The 20,888-nt window shown below is 66.9% G+C and carries 19 protein-coding genes and 1 pseudogene; 10 read left to right on the plus strand and 10 right to left on the minus strand.

Translation table 11 applies throughout. The features are described from left to right. Positions 1–373 precede the first annotated feature (373 nt). Genes DTS01S_RS31475 through DTS01S_RS06665 form a run of 4 tightly spaced genes read right to left on the minus strand, consistent with a single transcriptional unit; the run spans position 374 to position 4,893 of the window. Positions 374–1,327 (minus strand): TniQ family protein, encoded by a 954-nt coding sequence (locus tag DTS01S_RS31475; protein WP_074931764.1) that lies wholly within the window; start codon positions 1,325–1,327, stop codon positions 374–376. After that, positions 1,324–2,241 carry a TniB family NTP-binding protein gene (locus tag DTS01S_RS06655; RefSeq protein ID WP_061287471.1) on the minus strand — a complete coding sequence of 306 codons (918 nt, stop codon included), beginning with the start codon at positions 2,239–2,241 and terminating at the stop codon, positions 1,324–1,326. The genes DTS01S_RS31475 and DTS01S_RS06655 overlap by 4 nt, the downstream gene beginning before the upstream one ends. After that, positions 2,238–4,208 carry a Mu transposase C-terminal domain-containing protein gene (locus DTS01S_RS06660; protein ID WP_217649262.1) on the minus strand — a complete coding sequence of 657 codons (1,971 nt, stop codon included), beginning with the start codon at positions 4,206–4,208 and terminating at the stop codon, positions 2,238–2,240. The genes DTS01S_RS06655 and DTS01S_RS06660 overlap by 4 nt, the downstream gene beginning before the upstream one ends. Then, positions 4,201–4,893 (minus strand): TnsA endonuclease N-terminal domain-containing protein, encoded by a 693-nt coding sequence (locus DTS01S_RS06665; protein WP_217649263.1) that lies wholly within the window; start codon positions 4,891–4,893, stop codon positions 4,201–4,203. The genes DTS01S_RS06660 and DTS01S_RS06665 overlap by 8 nt, the downstream gene beginning before the upstream one ends. A gap of 85 nt (positions 4,894–4,978) precedes the next feature. Between DTS01S_RS06665 and DTS01S_RS06670 the strand changes: the two are divergent. From DTS01S_RS06670 to DTS01S_RS06680, 3 genes and pseudogenes are all read left to right on the plus strand, one after another. Further along, positions 4,979–5,671 (plus strand): annotated as a pseudogene (locus tag DTS01S_RS06670) (ATP-binding protein); the annotation flags it as partial. 170 nt (positions 5,672–5,841) lie between these two features. Further along, positions 5,842–6,141, plus strand: coding sequence for a helix-turn-helix domain-containing protein (locus DTS01S_RS06675; protein WP_016448653.1), 300 nt, complete (start codon positions 5,842–5,844; stop codon positions 6,139–6,141). Between the two features lie 7 nt (positions 6,142–6,148). Beyond that, positions 6,149–7,504 (plus strand): HipA domain-containing protein, encoded by a 1,356-nt coding sequence (locus DTS01S_RS06680; RefSeq protein WP_017405298.1) that lies wholly within the window; start codon positions 6,149–6,151, stop codon positions 7,502–7,504. Positions 7,505–7,507: 3 nt separating this feature from the next. Here the strand turns inward: DTS01S_RS06680 and DTS01S_RS06685 are convergent, their stop codons facing one another. Next, complete coding sequence (locus DTS01S_RS06685) at positions 7,508–8,431, minus strand: LysR family transcriptional regulator (RefSeq protein ID WP_017405297.1); 924 nt, start codon at positions 8,429–8,431, stop codon at positions 7,508–7,510. 102 nt (positions 8,432–8,533) lie between these two features. On the opposite strand from DTS01S_RS06685, the gene DTS01S_RS06690 reads away from it, so the two are divergent. Together DTS01S_RS06690 and DTS01S_RS06695 are read left to right on the plus strand one after the other, a co-directional pair. Next, entirely contained in the window at positions 8,534–9,736 is a 1,203-nt protein-coding gene (locus tag DTS01S_RS06690; protein ID WP_016448656.1) for a YbfB/YjiJ family MFS transporter, read from the plus strand. Between the two features lie 34 nt (positions 9,737–9,770). Further along, positions 9,771–10,844 (plus strand): NAD(P)H-dependent flavin oxidoreductase, encoded by a 1,074-nt coding sequence (locus tag DTS01S_RS06695; protein WP_017405296.1) that lies wholly within the window; start codon positions 9,771–9,773, stop codon positions 10,842–10,844. Positions 10,845–10,857: 13 nt separating this feature from the next. Here the strand turns inward: DTS01S_RS06695 and metC are convergent, their stop codons facing one another. The 4 genes from metC to DTS01S_RS06715 all read right to left on the minus strand — a co-directional run bounded on the left by metC (position 10,858) and on the right by DTS01S_RS06715 (position 15,377). Then, entirely contained in the window at positions 10,858–12,075 is a 1,218-nt protein-coding gene (metC, locus tag DTS01S_RS06700) for a cystathionine beta-lyase (RefSeq protein WP_017405295.1), read from the minus strand. Next, positions 12,075–13,073, minus strand: coding sequence for a Bug family tripartite tricarboxylate transporter substrate binding protein (locus DTS01S_RS06705; protein WP_017405294.1), 999 nt, complete (start codon positions 13,071–13,073; stop codon positions 12,075–12,077). Before DTS01S_RS06705 ends, metC begins: the two co-directional genes overlap by 1 nt. 55 nt (positions 13,074–13,128) lie before the next feature. Next, positions 13,129–14,709 carry a rhodanese-like domain-containing protein gene (locus DTS01S_RS06710; protein WP_017405293.1) on the minus strand — a complete coding sequence of 527 codons (1,581 nt, stop codon included), beginning with the start codon at positions 14,707–14,709 and terminating at the stop codon, positions 13,129–13,131. A gap of 131 nt (positions 14,710–14,840) precedes the next feature. Further along, positions 14,841–15,377, minus strand: a complete 537-nt coding sequence (locus DTS01S_RS06715; RefSeq protein ID WP_061287493.1) for a cysteine dioxygenase family protein — start codon at positions 15,375–15,377, stop codon at positions 14,841–14,843. Positions 15,378–15,536: 159 nt separating this feature from the next. On the opposite strand from DTS01S_RS06715, the gene DTS01S_RS06720 reads away from it, so the two are divergent. The 4 genes from DTS01S_RS06720 to DTS01S_RS06735 all read left to right on the plus strand — a co-directional run bounded on the left by DTS01S_RS06720 (position 15,537) and on the right by DTS01S_RS06735 (position 18,864). Continuing rightward, a complete protein-coding gene (locus DTS01S_RS06720; protein WP_016448662.1) occupies positions 15,537–16,397 on the plus strand; it encodes a LysR substrate-binding domain-containing protein in 861 nt (286 codons plus the stop codon). A 141-nt stretch (positions 16,398–16,538) separates the two neighbouring features. Then, positions 16,539–16,853, plus strand: a complete 315-nt coding sequence (locus DTS01S_RS06725; protein WP_017405291.1) for a DUF3649 domain-containing protein — start codon at positions 16,539–16,541, stop codon at positions 16,851–16,853. After that, positions 16,850–18,586, plus strand: coding sequence for a PepSY-associated TM helix domain-containing protein (locus DTS01S_RS06730; RefSeq protein ID WP_017405290.1), 1,737 nt, complete (start codon positions 16,850–16,852; stop codon positions 18,584–18,586). Before DTS01S_RS06725 ends, DTS01S_RS06730 begins: the two co-directional genes overlap by 4 nt. Next, a complete protein-coding gene (locus tag DTS01S_RS06735) occupies positions 18,583–18,864 on the plus strand; it encodes a DUF3325 domain-containing protein (protein WP_017405289.1) in 282 nt (93 codons plus the stop codon). Before DTS01S_RS06730 ends, DTS01S_RS06735 begins: the two co-directional genes overlap by 4 nt. Positions 18,865–18,881: 17 nt before the next feature. Here DTS01S_RS06735 and DTS01S_RS06740 read toward each other — a convergent pair whose 3' ends face one another. Further along, positions 18,882–19,673: an SDR family NAD(P)-dependent oxidoreductase gene (locus tag DTS01S_RS06740; protein ID WP_017405288.1), complete on the minus strand. Its 792-nt coding sequence runs from the start codon at positions 19,671–19,673 to the stop codon at positions 18,882–18,884. Between the two features lie 93 nt (positions 19,674–19,766). Here DTS01S_RS06740 and DTS01S_RS06745 point away from each other — a divergent pair, with 93 nt between their 5' ends. Next, the gene (locus DTS01S_RS06745) at positions 19,767–20,702 is read left to right on the plus strand and encodes a LysR family transcriptional regulator (protein WP_017405287.1); all 936 of its coding nucleotides are present in this window, start codon (positions 19,767–19,769) and stop codon (positions 20,700–20,702) included. The last annotated feature ends 186 nt before the right edge of the window (positions 20,703–20,888 follow it).

Below are 20,888 nucleotides of genomic sequence, written 5' to 3' on the forward strand. Positions count from 1 at the left end.
AAACCGGCAGCAGCCCATGCTTCGCCCTTGCGACCGTAGCGCAAAGCCATCTGGCTGCATACGCTGCAGCGCTGAGGCTCCCGGAAGTGGACGTAGCATGAGTTACAGACTGGCCCTTCAGGGAGTTGCAATCCGACCGGTCGCCCGCTGCGTTTGCAGCGAATGCAAGGCCGCTTACCCAGGCATCGGCGGCAAATCGCGGCAGGATCCTTCACCAGCAATCGACTTAGAAGGCCGCAACCAGGACAGTTCTGCGGCCTGAAGCAACGTGCGTAGCAGCCGGCGCAGTAGCGATGACCTTGTTCTACTCTTTTGATCTCAGGGACAGTGCGCCCACACTCATCACAGTCACACTGGGTGCTATCCAGCTGCCTCACCACAATCGATTCCTCCGGAGCCAACGCTCCCAGTCGGCCTGAACGAGCTCCTTTGCAACCGGCAACGCTGCCGCGCTACGATAGGAGCGTGGCCGAGCCTTCAGCCGGAAAGAACCGGGTCCCCTTAGGCCGGCACTGTGACACAGAAGCACGCCTAAACGACACAGCCGCGCTTCTCGCTCCCGTGGAGGCTGCATCTCCAGCACCAAGTCATTGGGGCGCACGTCTGCGGCGGAGTGCTCTGGTCGCACGACCTGGCAGCGAGATGGCGTAATCAGCCCTCGGACACAGCGAAACCAATCTATTCGCGAAATAGGGGCACCCTCCCACTGGCCTTCTCCGGTTGCCAAGACCTGCATGGCGATGCGTTGAAAGCTCAATGCATCTGCATCGGCCGAGGGTGGCACAAAGCAACGCAAGTCGATTCCACAGGCAGCACACCGCCCCAAACTCTGCAACGTGGCTATGCACCGGTGAGGCTCGATCAGGGCGCAACAGCCAGGACAGCGATCGATCAGCCGGGTGCCATGCGTTTCGCACCCCACGACAAACGCCAAGCGCCAGGTCCGCCGAAAAAATGGCTGCGGGTCACTGGCCAGGCACAGCGGGCAGCATGGCAGGCCTGCGTAGTGCAGGCGGTTGCGGCACCCCAACGCGACTATCCAAGGCATCACCGGCCGGTGCATATCGCATCTCCCGAGGATGCGCTCACAAAGCTCCCGCAATGTGGTTGCATGGACGGCATCTGGGCTGCACTCCAGCCATTGGGCGGCCTGCTCGGCACGCATCGGGCTCACGCCCCGGTCCACATCAAGCGTCCAAGCGCGCCACTTTGGCCAGATGACGCCAGTCAGGGTCAGCGGATCGCATCCGCTATGCACCGCTACCCTGGCCAACCAAGACGAGAGCAACTCATCGTTAAACGGCAGATGCCAGGGTACAGCGGTCATGGCTGGACTTCACGAATTCCCTTGGTAGGCTTGACCCATGCCTTGGAAGTCACGATCTCGCGCGTGATGCACTCCTTGCCGTTCTCTATGGCCACCTTGCTGCATTCGATCAACAACCGGTGCAGGTCGCCCAGGTTTCCTTCGCAAATGTCGTGCAAAAGTGTGGCCATCTCAGGGCTCGCCAAGTGGGACGGGTGCTTCAATGGCAACACGCTTTCAAAGCCTGCCAACAGCGCCTGAAACTCAGGATCGAGCTTCCACAGAGGCAGAGCGTAGACATCGAATCGGCTAGCGTGCTGAGGGTCCGAATGCAGCACGCGCACGGCATCCCGGGTACCAACGCCGACGATCGGGATGCGCAGCTCATTGCATAGCATCTTGATGGTGTTCATCACCATGCGTAGCTTGGCCGCCGGTCCGACCAGCAGGGAGTGGATTTCATCCACGATCAATATCTCTGCCTTGCACAGCCGCAAGCGAGAGATAGCGTCGTACCGCAGCTCTGTCACCGTACCGTTCTTCTTGTACGGCGACCAGAACTGACTGAGGATGGATACGTACAGGCCCTTCTCGTCTGCCGAAGGAGGTGACTCCACTACGATGACCGGACGGATCGATTCAGAGTCCTCGCTCACGAACCCCTGCCCATGCAGTTCCTTGAAGCGCTCGATGACCTTGGTCTTTCCATTGTTGGAGTCGCCAACAATCAGCATGTTGCGCATGCGTGCGACCTTGGGCATGCGCAAGAGCGCAGCCATGTCGTCGAGGATGAGCTTCGCGCGCGCGTAGCCAATCCAACGAGGCTCGTAAAGGAAGCGGACCCGCTCCTGCGGGCTCAGTTCGAGCACGCCCCTAAAGCTCTCGTGAATGTGCTTGGCCTCTGGCGAGGAGTCTTGCTTGAAATCGTTGCTCATGCGATATCACTTCCACGGACAACGTCCTGCACCAAACTGCTTGGCAACTGAGTCATGGGGCTGCGCATACTGGGCGAAGGGGGCCGTTGAGCAAGGTCTCGGTCGCCGCGCGCAGCAGACAATGGCGGCTGCATTGGGGCCGGTCCTTCGTCAGCAATCCTCTGATGCTCTACCTGCCGCTGTGCCGCCCTGCGCGCTTGCTTTGTCCTTGCAGCACTCTCTTTAGTCAACTCGCGGCGCTCAGTGATTGAGCGCAACACCGCCTTCGAGTCCGACGGATCAAAGCCCGCAGCTTTGACCTGCTGCTTTGCCAGTTGGAGCTCCCAGATGCTGCAGCTTGGAAAGCTAGGGTCTGCGAGCGGAATCTTGAAATATTCCTTCAGATCAGGGTCAAAAAACCAGATGGCACTGATGTCGCGAGGGTCCCGCCGAAACGGGTGCTTGAGACCCTTACCCGTCCCAGGATCGATGGCACCAATCCAAGGCCTCAGCACATCGGCGTAGTACCGCTTGTCGATCTCCACGCCGTCGTTCTGAACGGTACGCCAGATCGTTGGCAAGAAATCGATGTAGATCGACATGTAGTCTGTTGGTCGTGGAGGCATACCTGTTCCAGGATTGCCTCCATGGCCAAAGATGCCCAGCTCGAACTGACGCAAAGGAGGCATGCCCAGCGAGCGATGTTCGCGACGGTGGTACTCGTTGCAAATGATCCTGAGAAGCTGGTTTTCCAACTCGGATTTGGTGAAGACTGCACGCCCTTCTGAGTCGTACTCCTGACGCTGCTCTACGCTTGAGAAAGTTGTACCAGGCAGGTCGTGCAGTTCTCTTAGCAAGGAGCCTTGCAGGCGCTCGATGTATCCGCCGTAACGCGGCACTTTTACAGGGCGGAACTCGACATCAATGTTGTAGAGATTGCAGGCATCACGGACGCTGTCTGATCTGAAGTCGGGCCCGTTGTCCCAGCGAACTTTTTTGGGACGCCCCCAGATGGGCCACTCGGCGTCTATGCCATGCTTGAGCAACCACATGTCCTTGGGCACCAGGGCGTTGGCCAAGCACATGCCTACTGACGTAATCGAAGGCGCATCAAAGCTCATGAAGTAGCCCGCCACCATGCGGGAATACTCATCGATAGCGATAGTGAGCCACGGGCGCCCGATGGGCTTGCGATGCTCATCGTCCACAACGATCACATCCAGAGGTGTGTGATCGATTTGGTAAATGGCCAAGGGATAGTCGCCACCTGGCGTCGTCCCAGGAGTTGGCATGAATTTAGTTTTGGCGCGTTCCCGTTGCCCACGCATGCGCAGCCGCTCTCGCTCAGGGATTCGGTCAATACGCTGGCGTACCGCTGTGGCGCTCGGAGCATCCACGCCACTGTTCAAGCATATGCGCTGCACCTCACGCACAACCTTTTGAGCGGTCGGTCGCTCTGGAGTCAGGTAGTACGTGTTGATGACCTCATCGATGATTGACTGCGCACTCCTTGAAATACGGCTTTTTCCGTGCTGCCAGCCCCGCTTGAGCGGCACAAGCGCCGAGACCGCGTCGAGTGACCTGTACCTGCCGATCCACCGGTAGAGCGTGGCGGTTCCTACACCCAGCTCTTGCGCCCGAGCCTCCACGGCGGCACGGGTCGGGCTCTTCGTTTTAAGCAAAGGCTCGATGGCCGCCATACGCGTCTGCGCAACGCGCCAATCAGTTTCGGTGATCGCGTTGATGTCAATGTCCGAGACGGGTTGAGGATCTTGGTCAACGTGTTCCAGGTCACTGATCAACAACACGCTTGTCCGGCCGGTCTGGACACTGGTTGCAGTGACTGTGTTGAAGTCCAGCACCTCAGCAATGCGGAAAACGCCGGTGTCATGGCGAACAAGAACACCACTGCTGACATCGATACGGCGCCGACGAATAACGACCGACTGTGGCCCGTCGTCGTGCTCTTGGATTTTTCTATTAGTCATGTGCCACCCAGATGGTTGTCTCGTCGTTCAGGGGATCACAGATGTCGCAGTCCACCCTTCGTGTTGCAAGCAGATGCCAGATGTGCGCGATGCCCTGAGCTCGGAAGCTTCCCCCAAAATGCTTGGCGAGGATGTAGTCGATCGAAACTGCACCCAGTTCACCCAGATCCTCCAAGATGGCTGCGCTTTGATGAGGGCACACGTCCAGGTCGTCATAGCGCCGCAAGAACATGATGTTGTTGAAGGCAGGCGTTCGTATACGGTTCTCGTCCATCACGCGAAAGGTCCATCCCTGTTCGCGCGCGTATCGACGGATGGCAACCCACTTGGATAGCCACTCACGCCAATCGCGCCTCCAGTCTTCGCGTGGCTTGACCTCGACCAGCATCGGTTTGTGCTCCATTCCGATCGCGTCGTCACGAACCTTGTAGTAGACGAGGTAGTCGGGAGTAGCCACCGACTTGACGCCTGACCTGGTTGCGAAGGGCACGTGACACGGCTGGGAAACGACTGACGCGACGCCAAGATTGAACTCTTGCCGCAGCACGAAGTCGCGCTCCAGCGTCGATTCGAACGGAACAGACTCCTGTCCACGCCAGCTGACAAAGCCAGTGACGCTGCGTCGGTTCGTCGGGATCTTGCGAACAGAGCGCACGGGATTGGGGTTGTCTCGTCTATTGAACAAATTCCACGCTCCAGTCTCATCTATTCAGTAAATATTTGTCTCACATTTTCAAAAAATCAAAGCCGTAACACGTTGATTTTTCGAACATCAGGTCTCTTCTATACCATCATCTCACAGAGGCTCGCCACCGCGCCCTGGCGAGATCTCGCAGTCCCATCACGGAGTACTGTTTCTGGACGAATTCCCCGAGTTCGCACGCAGCGCGCTGGAGGCGCTGCGCGAGCCGCTGGAGACCGGCCAGATCACCATCGCCAGAGCCGCCCAGCGCTGCGAATTCCCCGCGCGCTTCCAGCTCGTCGCGGCCATGAATCCCTGCCCCTGCGGCCATTGGGGATCGACGGTGCAGCGCTGCCGCTGCACGCCCGACAAGGTGGCGCGCTACCAGGCGCGCATCAGCGGCCCGCTGCTGGATCGCATCGACCTGCATGTGGAAGTCGGCGCCCTGCCCTCGCAGGAGCTGCTGGCCGCGCGCTCGGGCGAAACCAGCGAGGCCGTGCGCGAGCGCGTGGTCCAGGCCCGCGCGCTGGCCCTGCAGCGCCAGGGCAGTGCCAACCACCAGCTCCAGGGCCAGGCCCTGGACGACCACCTGGGCCTGTCGCCCGAGGCCCTGGCCTTCGCCCACAAGGCCGCCGCACGCCTGGGCTGGTCGGCCCGCAGCACCCACCGCGCGCTCAAGGTGGCGCGCACCATTGCCGACTTGGCCGGCAGCGCGGCAGTGGAGACGGGGCATGTGGCCGAGGCCATGCAGTATCGGAGGGTGTTGCGGTTGCCTTCATGAGGATCTGCATTGGACGCGGTTGCATGGTTGTCGGAATTATTTCTGATATTCCGAAATTTCCTCCTGAATGAAACGAAGTACTCCTGAATTTCGGAATATTGGAAATTGTTTTGAAAATTCCCTAAGAAATCCTAGAATTTCGGAATATCAGAAATAAAGCCAATCCATCCATGCCGTCTTCCACGCCCATGAACGGCCCGCAGCAGGATCCCCTGCAGCCCGGGGCCGTGGTCATCGCTGACCTGTCCAGGCTCGGCGCCCAGATCCGTGCCATGCGCAAGGCCCAGCACCTGCGCATCGATGACACGGCAGCCCTGTGCGGCGTGTCGCTGGATCTGCTCTCCCGTCTGGAGAACGGCAAGGGCGGCGTGGGCTCCGACAAGCTGCTGGCCGTACTCGACGGGCTGGGCCTGGCCATGGTCATCGCGCCCAAGCAGGACGCCCTGATGGCACGACTTCCACGGGCCTGAAGCGCACATGGCCACGCCGCCGTCGCTTTCGCTTTCGCTGTGGAACGATGTCGGCACGCACGTGGCCGATGTGACCCATGACCCGCACAACGATCTTTGGGGACTGCGGTATGCGCCTGCATGGCTGGAGCATGAACGGCCTTTCTACTTGGCGCCCTGCCTGCCGCTGGCCGCTCCCGAAGGGGGCTACGACTCGCGCTCCATCCGGCGTTTCATCGAGAACCTGCTGCCTGAAGGCGCGGCGCTGGATGTGGTGGCCAGAAGTCAGGGCATAGGCAAGGGCAACATCTTCGGTCTGATACGCGCCCTCGGCGCCGAGACCACCGGGGCCTTCCGGTTTCAGGCGGATGGCAGCAGGCCCGATCCACAGGCCGCCAATGCCGCTCGCACCATATCGACCGCAGAACTCTCCCAACGCATTGCAGACCGAGAGACACGCCCTTTCATCGAGTGGGATGGCAAAGTGCGCATGTCGGTGGCCGGCTACCAGGACAAGCTGCCCGTGCACGTGGAAGGCGAGAGCGTGCAGGAAGGCACCATCTTCCTTCCCGACAACGTTCCGTCCACCCACATCCTCAAACCCCAGCCGCGCGACAGCGCGGTGCCGCACATGGTGGTGAACGAGCATTTCTGCATGCGCCTGGCAGCGGCCATGCGCATGCCTGCAGCCGAGGTGCAGATGCTGCACGTGCCACAGCCGGTGCTGGCAGTCAGGCGCTTTGACCGCGTGCGGCAGGCGCCGCAAAGGCGGGTCCTGCGCACCCACATCATCGATGCATGCCAAGCGGGCGATCTGCCCGTCAGCTACAAGTACGAACACCACGTAGGCAGCGTGGGCGATGCCCGGCTATACCGCGACGGCATGAGCTTTCCCCGGCTGTTCGGTCTACTGGAGCACTCGGTGGCGAAGGCTGCGGACAAGCTGGCAATGATCCGATGGGCGCTGTTCCAGATACTGATCGGCAATGGCGACGCACATGGCAAGAACTTCTCCTTCCACGTGCTGCCGCAGGGCCTGGCGACCGCGCCCTGGTACGACCTCGTCAGCGTGGCCCAGTATCCCGATGTGTCCCAGGAACTGGCCATGGCCTTCGGCGACTGCTTTGCGCTGGAGGAACTCACACCCTTCGAGTTTGCGCATTTCGCGCACCTGTGTGCGATAGACCGCAGGCTGCTCACACGTGAAGCCCAGCGCATGGCCAAGGCAGCCCCTGGTGCGGCGGCCAAGGTTCTGGGCGAATCGCCTTACACGCCAGAAGAACACGCCTTCGCCCAGCGCATCGCCGCCTATGCGACCACCCAGGCCCAAAGACTGGTGGACGTCGCCCAGAAGGCAGCAGCCTTGCCTTCCGATCTGTTCTGAGTTTCAGGCAGACGCTGCCGGGACGGCTTCCATGCCCAGGGCTTCTTCGCCCTGCACACCCTCGATCCCCAACACCTCCACGCACGCATGCAGCGCAGGCGACCAGCCCTGGCGCGCGGGCACGACGAACCAGGTTTCCACGCGGGCGACTTCCTGGGCGAGTGTGCCGGGCAGGGCCGTGATGTGCACGCCGAAGCGGTGCTGCTGGGCCTGGACCACGCTGCGCGGCAGCAGGCCGTAGCCCATGCCGGCGGCCACGCAGCCGAGGATGGCGTCCAGCGATCCCATTTCCATGATGCGTGCGGCCACGCCGCGCGTGGCCAGCAGCAGTTCGATGCGCTGGCGGTAGCTGCAGCCCTGGCGGAAGGCCAGGAAGGGCACGGCGCTGAGCTGGGCGGCATCGGGAAAGCGCGGCAGCGCGAATGCGGTGACCAGCACCAGTTCCTCCTCGAAAACCTTCCAGCCCTGCAGCCGCGACTGGGGCGGCATGCCCGAGACGAAGGCGCAGTCCAGCCGCCCTGCCAGCAGGTCAGCCAGCAGCTCGGCCGTGGTGGCCGTGCGCAGCTCCAGGTCCAGGCCGGGCCGGGCCTGGTGCAGGCGCGCCAGCAGCGGCGGCAGGCGCAGCGCGGCCGTGGTTTCCATGGAGCCTATGCGCAGCGCGCCGGCGGCCCGGGCGCTGCCCTGCAGCAGGGCCAGCGCCTCGTCATGGTCGGCCAGCATGCGCCGCGCGTATTGCTCCAGCAGGCGGCCGGCAGGCGTGGCGTGCACGGGAGCGCTGCGCTCCAGCAGTTGCACGCCGGCCTCGTCCTCGAGCTTTTTCACATGGGCCGTCACGTTGGACTGCACGGTGTGCAGTTGCTGCGCGGCAGCGCCGAAGCTGCCGCTGTCGCAGACGGCCAGGAACATGCGCAGGGACTTCAGTTGCATCGCGGCTCCAGTGGCATTCATCTTCAATCGAGATCGACGCCATCATTTTGAATCATTGGACATGATGACTCCGGCGGCTTAAGGTATGCCCATCCTCCCCGCATGGCGCCCACTCCCGTGATCCAACGCAACGAAACTTCCCTGCTGCTGACCGGCTTCATGGCCACGCTCAGCGGCGTCGGCCTGGCGCGCTTTGCCTACACAGCGCTGATGCCGCAGATGGTGCATGCCGGCTGGTTCAGCGGCGAGCAGGTGGCCTACCTGGGTGCGGCCAACCTGCTGGGCTATCTGATCGGGGCGCTGGCCGCCGCGCCGCTGGCCGAACGCCTGGGCGCGCTGCGCGTGCTGCTGTGGTGCTGGGTGGCCCTGGCGCTGAGCTTTGCGGCCTGCGCCTGGCCTCTGCCCATGCCCTGGTTCTTTGCCTGGCGCTGCATCTCGGGCATTGGCGGCGCCATCCTGATGGTGCTGGGCCCCTCGGTGGCCCTGGCGGCCACCCCCCTGCAGCGGCGTGCGGCCCTGGGGCCGCTGATGTTCTGCGGCATAGGCGCCGGCGCCCTGCTGTCGGCCACGCTGATACCGCTGCTGGCGCGCCAGAGCCTGGGCGCCGTCTGGTGGGCGCTGGCGGCGGTCTGCGCCTGGGCCGGCTGGCTGGGCTGGCGCCATGTGCGGCGGCTGCCGGTGCCTGCGCCCATCGCCATCACGCCCCATGCCCGGCCCGTGCCCGCCGCGCCCCTGTGGACGCTGCCCGTGGTGCTGGTGATGCTGGCCTATATGACGGACGCCTTCGGCTTTGTGCCGCACACGGTGTTCTGGGTGGACTACCTGGCGCGCGAGTTGCAGTTGGGCGATGCCTATGCCTCCACGCAGTGGGCCGTGTTCGGCCTGGGCGCCATTGCCGGGCCGCTGGTGGCCTCGCTGTGCGCCACGCGCTTTGGCTGGTGGGGCACGACCACGGGCGCCTATGCGGTCAAGACCCTGGCCATTGCCATGCCGCTGTTCTGGGTAGGATTTGCGGGGCATGCGACCTCGTCCTTCCTGGTGGGCGCGCTGTCGCCGGGCATGGCGGCCATCACCTCGGGCTACCTGATGCAGCTGATCGGCCCCGTGCAGCACAAGCGCATGTGGGGCTATGCCACGGCGGCCTTTGCGCTGATGCAGGCCGTGTCGGGGTATTTCATGGCCTGGAGCTATGCGGGCCTGGGCTCGTACCAGCGCCTGTTCGTCATCGGCAGCGTGTCGCTGCTGCTGGGCACGCTGATGATCGCCGCCAGCCGCGCCAGCGCGCGCCGCCAGGCCGCCGCATGAGTGCGCGGATTCGAGACAGGAAACAAGGAGTCGTATGAGCACCGCAAAGACCGCGTGGATGGCCCGCCTTGGCATGCGCCATCCCATCATCCAGGCCCCCATGGCCGGAACGTCCACGCCCGCGCTGGCGGCCGCCGTCACCGATGCGGGCGGCCTGGGCTCGCTGGGCATTGGCGCCAGCGGCACGGAGCAGGCGCACCAGCAGATCGTGCAGGCGCGCGCGCTGACTTCGGGCGCCTTCAACGTCAACCTGTTCTGCCACCGGCCGGCCCGGGCCGATGCGCAGCGCGAGGCCGCCTGGCTGGCCCATCTGGCGCCCGAGTTCGCGCGCTTCGGCGCCGCGCCGCCTGCCACGCTCAACGAGATCTACGCCACCGCCGTCGGCAACGCGGCGCTGCAGGCCATGCTGCTGCAGGAGCGGCCCGCCGTGGTGAGCTTTCATTTCGGGCTGCCGGAGCAGGGCTTCATCGACGCGCTGCGCGCGGCCGGCGTCGTGACCCTGGCCAGCGCCACGTCGCTGGACGAGGCGCGCCAGGTGGAGCAGGCCGGTGTCGATGCCATCGTGGCCCAGGGCGTGGAGGCCGGGGGGCACCGCGGCACGTTCGATCCCGCGCAGGACCGCATGATGGGCACCTTCGCCCTGGTGCGCGTGCTGGCGCGCAACACGGCCCTGCCGGTGATCGCAGCCGGCGGCATCATGGATGGCGAAGGCATCGCGGCCGCGCTGGGCCTGGGCGCCTGTGCGGCGCAGCTGGGCACGGCCTTCATCCTCTGCCCTGAATCGTCCGCCAGCCCGGCCTACCGTGCCGAGCTGCGCAGCGAACGCGCCCACCACACGGGCATCACCGCCGCCATCTCGGGCCGGCCGGCGCGCGGCATGGTCAACCGGCTGCATGCGCTGGGCGCCAGCCATGGCCAGCCCCTGCCCGACTATCCGCGCGTCTACGACGCAGGCAAGGCGCTGCACCAGGCGGCCTCGGCGCAGGGCAGCTCCGACTACGCAGCCCACTGGGCCGGCCAGGGTGCGCCGCTGGCGCGCGAGATGCCGGCCGCCGCGCTGGTGCAGACGCTGGCCGGCGAACTGGCGAGCGCTCAGGCAGGCCGCTAGAGCGTGTTATCCACTAAAGTGCCGCCAGCCCCTGCTCCAGGTCGGCGATGAGGTCGCGCGGCGACTCCAGGCCGATGTGCAGGCGCACCACGGGCCCGCGCGCACTCCAGTCGGTGACGCTGCGCGCCTGCGCCATGTGCGCGGCCGTCGCCAGGCTTTCGTAGCCGCCCCAGGAGGCGCCGATGCCGAAGAGGCGCAGGCCGTCGATGAAGCGGTCCACGGCGGCCTCGGCGGTGCCGGGCTGCAGCTCCAGCGACACCAGGCCGTTCGTGCCCTGGCAGTCGCGCAGCCACAGCGCATGGCCGGGGTGCGTGGGCAGCGCGGGGCAGAACACGGTGGCCACGGCCGGGTGCTGCTGCAGCCAGTGCGCCACCTCCAGCGCATGCGCCTCGTGCATCTGCAGCCGTGCGGCCAGCGAGCGCATGCCGCGCAGCACCAGCCAGGCATCGTCGGGGCTGACCGCCATGCCGAAGGCATCGCAGCGCGCGGCCAGCGGCTCCCAGGCGGCCTCGGTGGTGGCCACGGTGCCCATCATCACGTCGGAGTGGCCAGCCAGGTACTTGGTGGCTGCCATCACCGAGACATCGGCCCCCAGCGCCAGCGGCCGGTACTGGCAGCCCGACCCCCAGGTGTTGTCGGCCAGGACCAGGGCGCCGCGCGCATGGGCCATGGCCGCCAGCGCGGGCAGGTCGCACATCTCGTAGACCAGCGATCCCGGGCATTCGGCATAGACCATGCGGGTGTTGGGGCGCATGCGCGCCTGGGCGTCGCTGCCATCGGCCGCGAAGAAGTCGTACTCGATGCCGTAGGGCCGCAGCCATTGCCCGGCCAGGTGGCGCACAGGCTGGTAGGCGCTGTCGGTCAGCAGCACATGGTCGCCGGGGCGCAGGTAGCTGAGCAGGGCCATGGCGATGGCCGCCAGGCCGGTAGGCAGCAGCCGCGTGCGGTGGGCGCCTTCCAGCTCGCTGACGGCGTCTTCCAGCGCAAAGCCGGTGGGCGTGCCGCGCGCGCCGTAGCTGAAGATGCGCTCGCCGGCGCGGCGCTCGCGCATCTCGCGCTGCTGTGCCGTGCTCTCGAACAGCACGGTGCTGGCGCGCACCAGGGGCGGGTTGACGGCCGTGCCGCCCGCATAGGCCGGGCGCTTGCCCGCATGCAGCAGCCGGGTCTGCAGGTCCAGCGCGGGGGCACCAGGGGCGGATGCGCCAGGCACGGGGGCGTGTTCGGCAGCCATCAGTCGATCTTCGCGCCCGAGAGCTTGACCACGCGCGACCAGCGCTCCATGTCCTGGCGCAGCTGGGCGGCAAAGGCCTCGGGCGTGCTGGCCACGACTTCGCTGCCGCCATCGACGACCAGCTTGGTCACTTCCGGCAGTTGCAGGGTGCGCACGATGGCGTCGTGCAGATAGGCCACGCGCTCGGGCGGCGTGCCGGCGGGTGCGAAGAAGCCGTACCAGTCCTCGAAGCGCGCATTGCGCAGGCCCAGTTCCTCCAGCGTGGGCACCTTGCCGAACACGCCGATGCGGCGCGGGCTGGTGACGGCCAGCGCGCGCACCTGGCCCGCCTGGATCATGCCGGCCACGGACGAGGTGGAGGTGATCAGCACATCGACCTGCTGGCCCAGCAGATCGTTGATGGCCGGCCCCGCGCCCTTGTAGGGCACATGGGTCATGGGCACGCCGTTTTCCTTGGACAGCACCACGCCCACCAGGTGCGACAGCGTGCCGTTGCCGGGCGTGGCATAGGTGACGCGGCCCGGCTCGCCCTTGCTGCGCGCCACCAGGTCGGCAAAGCTCTTGAGGGGCGAGGCCGAGGCGACCACGATGGCCAGCGGCGCCGCGTTGATCTGCGTGATGGGCACGAAGTTCTTGAGCGGATCGAAGCCCGGCGCGCTGTAGAGCGCGGGGTTCACCGCCATCAGCGAGACCTGGCCCGTTAGCACGGTGTAGCCATCGGGCTTGGCCTCGGCCACGGCCTTGGCGCCGATGTTGCCGCCCGCGCCGCCCCGGTTTTCCACCACGGAGGGCTGGCCCGTGGCCTCGGTCAGGCGCGTGGTGACCCAGCGCGTGCTGGCGTCGTTGCCGCCGCCCGGCGGGAAGGGCGAGATGAAGCGGATCGGCTGGGCCGGATAGCCGTTGCGTGCAGCCAGCGGCTCGGCCGTGGCCTGCGAGAGCATGGCCAGGGCCGCGAGGCTGGCGGCCAGCATCCTGGCCAGGTTGAGGGTTGCGAACATGTCTTGTCTCCTGTCGTTATGTGGTGTTGGGCTGTTCGGATGCTCTTTGCGTGGATCAGGACATTGCCGGCTCCGGCAGGCGGAAGGCAGCCAGTTCCTGCGCGTCCAGTTGGGGCACCAGGCCCGTCTCCCAGGCCAGGTAGCGGCGTGCCGCTTCCTTGTTGCCGTCGTGGCGGTCGTGCACGAAGAACAGGTAGTCGATGCACTCGGCGTCGGTGGGGCTGTCGGGCGTGGACTCGACAGGCAGGCCGGCCTGCTGCCATGCGGCCAGGCCGCCTTCGAGCAGCAGCGGCGCGGCGCCCTGCAGTTCCAGTGCTGCCCATTGCGCCATGCCGGGCTCGTCGGCCACCAGCACGATCTGGCGCGTCTCGCCGGCCAGATCGCTGGCAAGGCACGGGCGGATGGACCAGCGGGCTCCGGCGATGTGGCCTGCGCGGTACTTCATGCCCGCGCGCAGATCGACCACGGCCACCTCGCCCTGGCGCATGCGTTCGTGCAGGGCCTGCGCCGTGATGCCTGCCAGTGCGGGGACCTGGGGCGGCTGGGCCGGTGCCAGGTCCAGGCCGCTGTGCAGGCCTCCCCGCAGCACGCAGGCGTCATGGCCGAGCTGGCGCAGCCAGCTGGCCACCACGGGGGCGCGCACGCCATCGCTGTCGAACAGCACCAGGCGCGCACCGCGCACGCCCACGTACTGGTCGCCGGCCTGCATGAGCTGGCCGCCGGGCGTGTGCTGGGCGCCGGGCAGCGAGCCGGCCTTGAATTCCTCGGGCGTGCGCACATCGCACAGGAACAGCGTGCGCGCAGCATCCTGGCTCCAGGCGCGCACGGTGTCGGCATCGACCTCGGGCACGTCGAAGCGTTCGGCCAGGGCGCGGGCCTGTGCTTGCAGCGCGCTGCTGGCCGAGTCGTCGCCATAACGCTGCGTGCCGCCATGCTCCAGCGGCAGGTCGGCCAGGTACCAGCCCTGGGTGCCGTTCTCCAGCGCGTAGACGGGGTTGGGAATGCCCAGGTTGATCAAGGTCTGCGCGCCGATGATGGAGCGCGTGCGGCCCGCGCAATTGACCACGATGGGCGTGGCCGCATCGGGCACCAGGCGGCTCACGCGCAGCGCCAGCTCGCCATTGGGGCAGCAGATGGCGCCGGGGATGTTCATCTTGTGGAACTCGGAGACGGGCCGGCCGTCCAGCACCACCAGGGGCAGGCCCGCCGCCTGGCGCGCCGCCAGCTGCTGGGCCGTGATGCGCGGCGTGCCGTAGGCGTGCTCGGCCAGTTCGCCAAAGGTCTTGGAGGGCAGGTTCACGCCGGCGAACAGCGTGTAGCCTGCCGCGCTCCAGGCCTGGGTGCCGCCTTCCAGCACAGACACCTGGGTGTAGCCCAGGGCTTCGAGGCGGCGCGCGGCACGCCCGGCCACGCCCGCGCCGGCATCGCCCTCGCCACCGTCGTAGGTGACGACGCGCACCTGCCTGCGCGGCACCAGGCGGGGCACATCCAGCTCCAGCCGGCTGTAGGGCAGGGGCGTGGCGTAGAACAGGTGCGACTCGCCGTACTGGCCGTGCTCGCGCACGTCGAGCAGCGCGATCTCCTGGCCGTCGTGCAACCAGGATTTGAGGGTGTGGGCGTCAATGGATGCGGTCATTGCATGCGGTCCGGGAAAAAGATCGGCAAGGAATTTCGGGCAAAGCCCTGCCACGCGCGCCCCGTGGGGCGCGCTGCGGCATGGACAGGGAAAAGGCAGGAAGCGGGAGGTAGCGGCCGGAAGGCCTGGGCTCAGCGGCGCGTCTGCACGCCGATGGCCATGGTCTGGCAGGTGCCGGCGGCCAGGTCGTAGCTGGTGCGCTCGTTGAGCGTCTCCAGCGCGCGGCCGTACATGTGCAGGTGGCGGATGACCTGCTCGCCCTGGATCTCCACGGAGTGGATGTCCTCGGGCATGAGGGCGATGCCCTGGCCTGGCGCCACCACCACGAGATCCGTCTCACGCAGCGTGGCCTTGCCGGGGACGGAGCCGTCGTCGGTGCGCTCGTAGACGCGGTTGTGCTCCGTGCCTTCCACGGCGGCAATGCAGGCCCAGGTCGTGTGGTTGTGCGGCACGATGCGCTTGCCCGGGCGCATGACGTTGAGGTACAGCGCATAGCTCTGGTCGGCGTCCTCGGCGATCAGGTAGCGAGCCTGGTGCTCGCCCTCTTCGGGCGCGGCGTAGTCGGCCTGCTGCCAGAAGTCTCGGCGCGCGGCCAGGCCCAGCAGCTGCTGGAGCACGGCGTCCAGGCTGGCGCGCGTGGCAGCGCCTTCGCCAATGACCTGCTTCATGTGGTCGATGGCCGCTGTCACGGCGGCGCTGCGCTGTTCGGTGATGGTGGTGGTGGTGTTCAAAGGGGACTCCTTGTCGTCGTTGAAGCCCACTGTAGTGAGGCGTCCGGCCCGCAACAATCCACGCACCCTCAACAAATACTTCAATAAAATTGAAGTATGGAGACGCTTGACCTGGACCTGCTGCGCACCCTGGCCGCCATTGCCAGCCACGACAGCTTTGCCGCCGCCGCCGTGCAGATGGGCCGCACGCAATCGGCCATCACCCAGCAGATGCAGCGGCTGGAGGAGAAGATCGGCCACGCGCTGTTCGAGAAGCAGGGCCGGCAAAAACGCCTCACCGACCACGGCCAGCGCCTGCTGGGCTATGCGCGCCACATGCTGGCCATCCACGACGAGGCGCTGCGCAACCTGCAGCACCGCCAGGTGCAGGGCCTGGTGCGCATTGGCGCACCCCACGACGCGGCCGACAACATGCTGCCGCCCGTGCTGCAGGAGATCGCGCTGAACTTTCCGGGCATGCAGATCGACATCCATGTGGGGCGCAGCCCTTTCCTGATGGAGTCGCTCAAGCAGGGCGAGCTGGACCTGGCCATCTCCAACCGGGAGGATGAAGGCTTCGAGGGCTTTGCCCTGCGCTCCACACCCACGGTCTGGCTGTGCGGCGCGGGCTATGCCCATGACCCGGGCAAGCCCGTGCCCCTGGTCATGGCCGACGGGCCCAGCATCTTCCGCCGCCTGGGCTGCGACGCGCTGGATGCGGCAGGCATCGCCTGGACACCGCGCCACACCTGCACCAGCCTGGTGGGCATACGCGCGGCCCTGCGCGCGGGCCTGGGCGTGACGGCGCGCGGCGTGGAGCAACTGGACCCGGGTCTGCGCGTGCTGGGTGCGGGCGACGGCATGCCGCCGCTGCCGGACCTGGTCTACCGCCTGTACATCCGCAGCCATGTGATCAGCCCCGTCACGCGCCAGATCTTCGAGAACCTGCAGGCACGCATGCGGCTGCCGGCCGGCTGAGGGACAGCGTTGGGGAGGCGGAGGGACGGCAGGCGTGCAGCTTGCCAGCGCTGCTTGTAATGGGACTTATTCTCAAATAACATCCGCGCCACCGCCGCCCCCTCCGGCCGGCGTTTTTCGAGCCTTTCCAGGCACTGCGCCATGCCATCTCCCACTCTTGCCCGCACCCATGACTGGTTCCGTGACTACGGGCCGCTGATCTCCCGCATCCTCGCTGCGCTGTTCGGCGGCTATGCCGTGGCCGCCCTGGCCAGCGTGGCCGTTGTGGCCCTGCCCGCAGACCGCACGCAGGCGGCGATCTCGGGCACCTTGCTGAGCTTTGCCGTCTACGCGGGCGCGGTGATCTGGGTGTTTGCCGTGCGCAGCGCCACGCGCGCCTGGGCCGGCCTGCTGGTCGCCGCCCTGGTGCTGGCGCCTGCCGCGTGGTGGACCTGGGGCAAGGGGCTGGGCGCATGAACACGAACACCACGAACACCACGAACACCCCGGACACCACGAACACGGCCGGCAAGTCTGCCAAGCCCGGGAAAGCCGCCAAGGCGCCCGGCATCCGCCAGACCATGTCCGACCTGCACACCTGGGTCGGCCTGCTGCTGGGCTGGTTCCTCTACGCCATGTTCCTCACGGGCACGGTGAGCTATTTCAGGAACGAGATCACGCAGTGGATGCAGCCCGAGCAGCCGCACCAGAGCCAGGCGAGCGAGCCCGCGCTCGTGGCCCAGCGGATCGGCGACGCCATGGCGCATGTGGCGCCGCAAAGCCCGCAATGGCTGATCAACCTGCCCGATGCGCGCAGCACGGTGGCCACGGTGTTCTGGAGCCCGCCGCAGACCGAAAAGGGCACCAGGCGCCGCTTCGAGAACGGCCGCTTCGACCCGGCCACCGGCACGCGCCTCGAAGGCCCGGTGCGCGAGACGCGCGGCGGCGAGTTCTTCTACCGCTTCCACTTCCAGTTCCACTACATGCCCGTGCTCTGGGGCCGCTATCTGGCGGGGCTGTGCGCCATGTTCATGCTGGTGGCCATCGTCAGCGGGGTGATCACGCACAAGAAGATCTTTGCCGACTTCTTCACCTTCCGCTGGGGCAAGGGCCAGCGCTCCTGGCTGGACGCGCACAACGCGCTGTCCGTGCTGGGCCTGCCCTTTCACCTGATGATCACGTACACCGGCCTGGTGACGCTGGCCCTGATGTACATGCCCTGGGCCAGCCTGGCCACCACCATGACGCCCGAGCAGCGCGTGGTGGCAGGCCAGCAGCTCAGCGCCTTCGTTCCGGCTGGCAAGCCCTCGGGGCAGGCCGCGCCCCTGGCACCGCTGGCCGACATGGTGCGCCAGGCCGAGCAGCGCTGGGGCGCGGGCCAGGTGGAGCGCCTGAACGTCAACCTGCCCGGCGATGCCAAGGCCAGCGTGGTCGTGGTGCGCGGCGACAACGGCCGCGTCTCCATCAGCCCGCAGTTCATGACGTTCGACGGCGTCAGCGGCCAACTGCTCAAGGCCCAGGACAGCGTGGGCGCCGCCGCCGAGACGCGCGGCGTGCTCTATGCGCTGCACATGGGCCGCTTCGGCGACCTGCCCACGCGCTGGCTGTACTTCATCGTCAGCCTTGCGGGCACGGCCATGGTGGGAACAGGACTGGTGCTGTGGAACGTGAAGCGGCGCAGCAAGCTGCCCGACCCGGAAAGGCCGCATTTCGGCTTCCGGCTTGTGGAACGGCTGAACATCGCCACCATCGCCGGCCTGTCCATCGGCATGGCCGGCATGCTCTGGGCCAACCGCCTGCTGCCGGTGGAGATGGCGCAGCGCGCCGAGTGGGAGGTGCACGCCATGTTCATCGCCTGGGGGGCCACCCTGTTCTGGGCGATGGGCCGGCCCGCCAAGCGGGCCTGGATCGAGTTGCTGTGGGCCGGCGCCGCCGTTCTGGCCCTGCTGCCCGTGGTCAACGCGCTGACCACGGATCGCGGCCTCTTGGCCAGCCTGCGCGCGGGCGACTGGGTATTCGCGGGCATGGACCTCATGCTGCTGGCCCTGGCCGCACTGCATGCCCATCTGGCCCTGCGCACCCAGCGCCACCAGCCCAAGGCCAAACCGGTGCGCGCCGCCCGGCCCGCGCCTACGGCAGCCGCCACTGCAGCAGCCGCCACGGCAGTGGCCGCCACAGCAGCGGCCGCCGCAGCGGAGACCAGCGCATGAGCATGGCCCATCTGTTCTGTCAGCTGCTGGCCCTGGGCGCCTTCGCCTGCCTGGCCCTGGCCATGGACCGCCACCAGAGCGACCTGTTCGGCAAGGAACTTCCATCTGCCCACACACGGCGCCTGCGCGCGGCCGGCTGGGTGCTGCTGGCGCTGTCGCTGTGGGCGGCGCTGCAGGTGGAGCCCTGGTCGCTGGGGCTGGTGGCCTGGTTCGGCCACATCAGCGCAGCCGCCGCCATCGTGCTGCTGTCCATGGTGGCGCGCGAGCGCCTGCGCTGACGCCCCTCCTGGCGCCTTCAGAGAAACATGCCGCCCGAGGCCTCGATGCGCTGACCCTGCACCCAGCCCATGCCGGGCTGCAGCAGGGCGGCCATCACGGGGCCGATGTCGTCGGGCTGGCCCACGCGGCCCAGTGCCGTCTGGCTGGCCAGGGCCGCGCCTACCTGCGCATCGTCGCGCACACGGCCACCGCCAAAATCCGTGGCAATCGCCCCCGGCGCCACCGTGTTGACGCGAATGCCGCGCGCCCCCAGCTCGCGCGCCAGGTAGCGCGTCAGCACCTCCACCCCGCCCTTCATGGATGCATAGGCCGCATAGCCCGGCTGGGTGAAGCGCGTGAGCCCGCTGGACAGGTGGATGATGCTGCCGCCGTCGCGCAGCAGGGGCAGCAGGTGCTGGCTCAGGAAGAACGGCGCCTTCAGGTGGATGGCGACCAATTCATCGAACTGCGCCTCGGTGGTGGTGGCGAATGGCGCATTGATGCCGATGCCGGCGTTGTGCACCAGCGCATCGAGGCGGTCGGCCTGCCAGGTCTCGGCCAGGGCCCGGCGCACGCGGGCCGCAAAGTCCGCAAAGCCCGCGCTGCGCGCCACGTTCAGCTGCAGGGCGGCGGCTCGCCCGCCCAGCGCCTCGATGGCGGCCACGGCGGCCTGGGCCTGGTCGGCACGCTCGCGGTAAGTCAGCAACACGTCCAGGCCCTGGCGCGCCAGATGCTCGGCCGTATTGCGGCCCAGGCCGCGGCTGCTGCCCGTGACGAGGACGATGCGGCGGGCGGCAGAGGAAGAAGTGTTCGAAAGAGACGCTGTCATGGCGGACCTCGTTAGGTGGTTTGCAATGACAGCGACTGTATTGAAGGTCTATTTTTGGATAAATTGGCTGTTTCTGATTTATTTGTTCGCATCATGCAAACAATCAAGCTTCTGAAGCAGATGCAGATCTTCAGCCGCGTGGCCGAGATGGCCAGCTTCACGCGTGCGGCCGACAGCATGGGTTTGCCCAAGGCCAGCGTCTCCCAGGCCGTGCAGCAGCTGGAGGCGCGGCTGGGCACGCGGCTGCTGCACCGGACCACGCGGCGCGTGCAGCTCACCCAGGACGGCCAGGCCTGCTACGAACGCTGCCAGGACCTGCTGGCCGACGTGGACGAGTTCCAGGGCCAGTTCCAGCAGGCCGGCGACGCACCGCTGCAAGGCAAGGTGCGGCTGGACATGACCACCGGCCTGGCGCGCCACGTCGTCATGCCCTTGCTGCCGCAACTGCTGCAAAGCCATCCGGCGCTGGAGCTGGAGCTGAGCTGCACCGAGCGCCGCGTGGACCTGGTGCGCGAAGGCTTCGACTGCGTGCTGCGCCTGGGCCCCGTGGACGAGCCCGGGCTGGTCGCCCGCCCGCTGGGCCTGGTGGCGCTGGCCACCTGCGCCAGCCCCGGCTATGTCCAGGCCCACGGGCTGCCCGCCACGCTGCAGGATCTGGGAGGTCACCGGCTGGTGCACTACCAGCGCACGCTGGGCGCGCGGCCGCTGGGCTTCGAGTACGAGGAGGACGGCCAGGCACTCAGCCTGCCCATGGCGGGCGCGCTCACCGTGAACAACGCCGAGGCCTATCTCTCGGCCTGCCAGGCCGGCCTGGGCCTGATCCAGGTCCCGCGCCTGGCCGTGCAGCCGCTGCTGGACGCAGGGGAACTGGTCGAGGTGCTGCCCCGCCATCCGCCCCCGCCCATGCCCTTGCACCTGGTCTATGCCCACCGCCGCCAATTGCCACGCCGCGTGCGCGTGCTTATGGACTGGCTGGCACAGGCCATACAGCCCTGGACACTCGACGCTGGCCTGCCCGAAAAGCAATAGGCGATGGCCCGATGGACTCGGCCAGCGTCATTTTGCTTATCACTAATCCGTATCAAGACAAAGGTTCGCGCCTGCCCCTTTTGACGCCATTTACCGGACAATAGCGACCTTGCCCCGGTCACCGGCCGCCACGAAGCAGCGGCAACGCGCACACCGCGCCTGCCCCCTGTGCTTCCCGCCACCGCG

It is taken from the genome of Delftia tsuruhatensis NBRC 16741, assembly GCF_001571325.1.
Classification (GTDB): domain Bacteria; phylum Pseudomonadota; class Gammaproteobacteria; order Burkholderiales; family Burkholderiaceae_C; genus Comamonas; species Comamonas tsuruhatensis.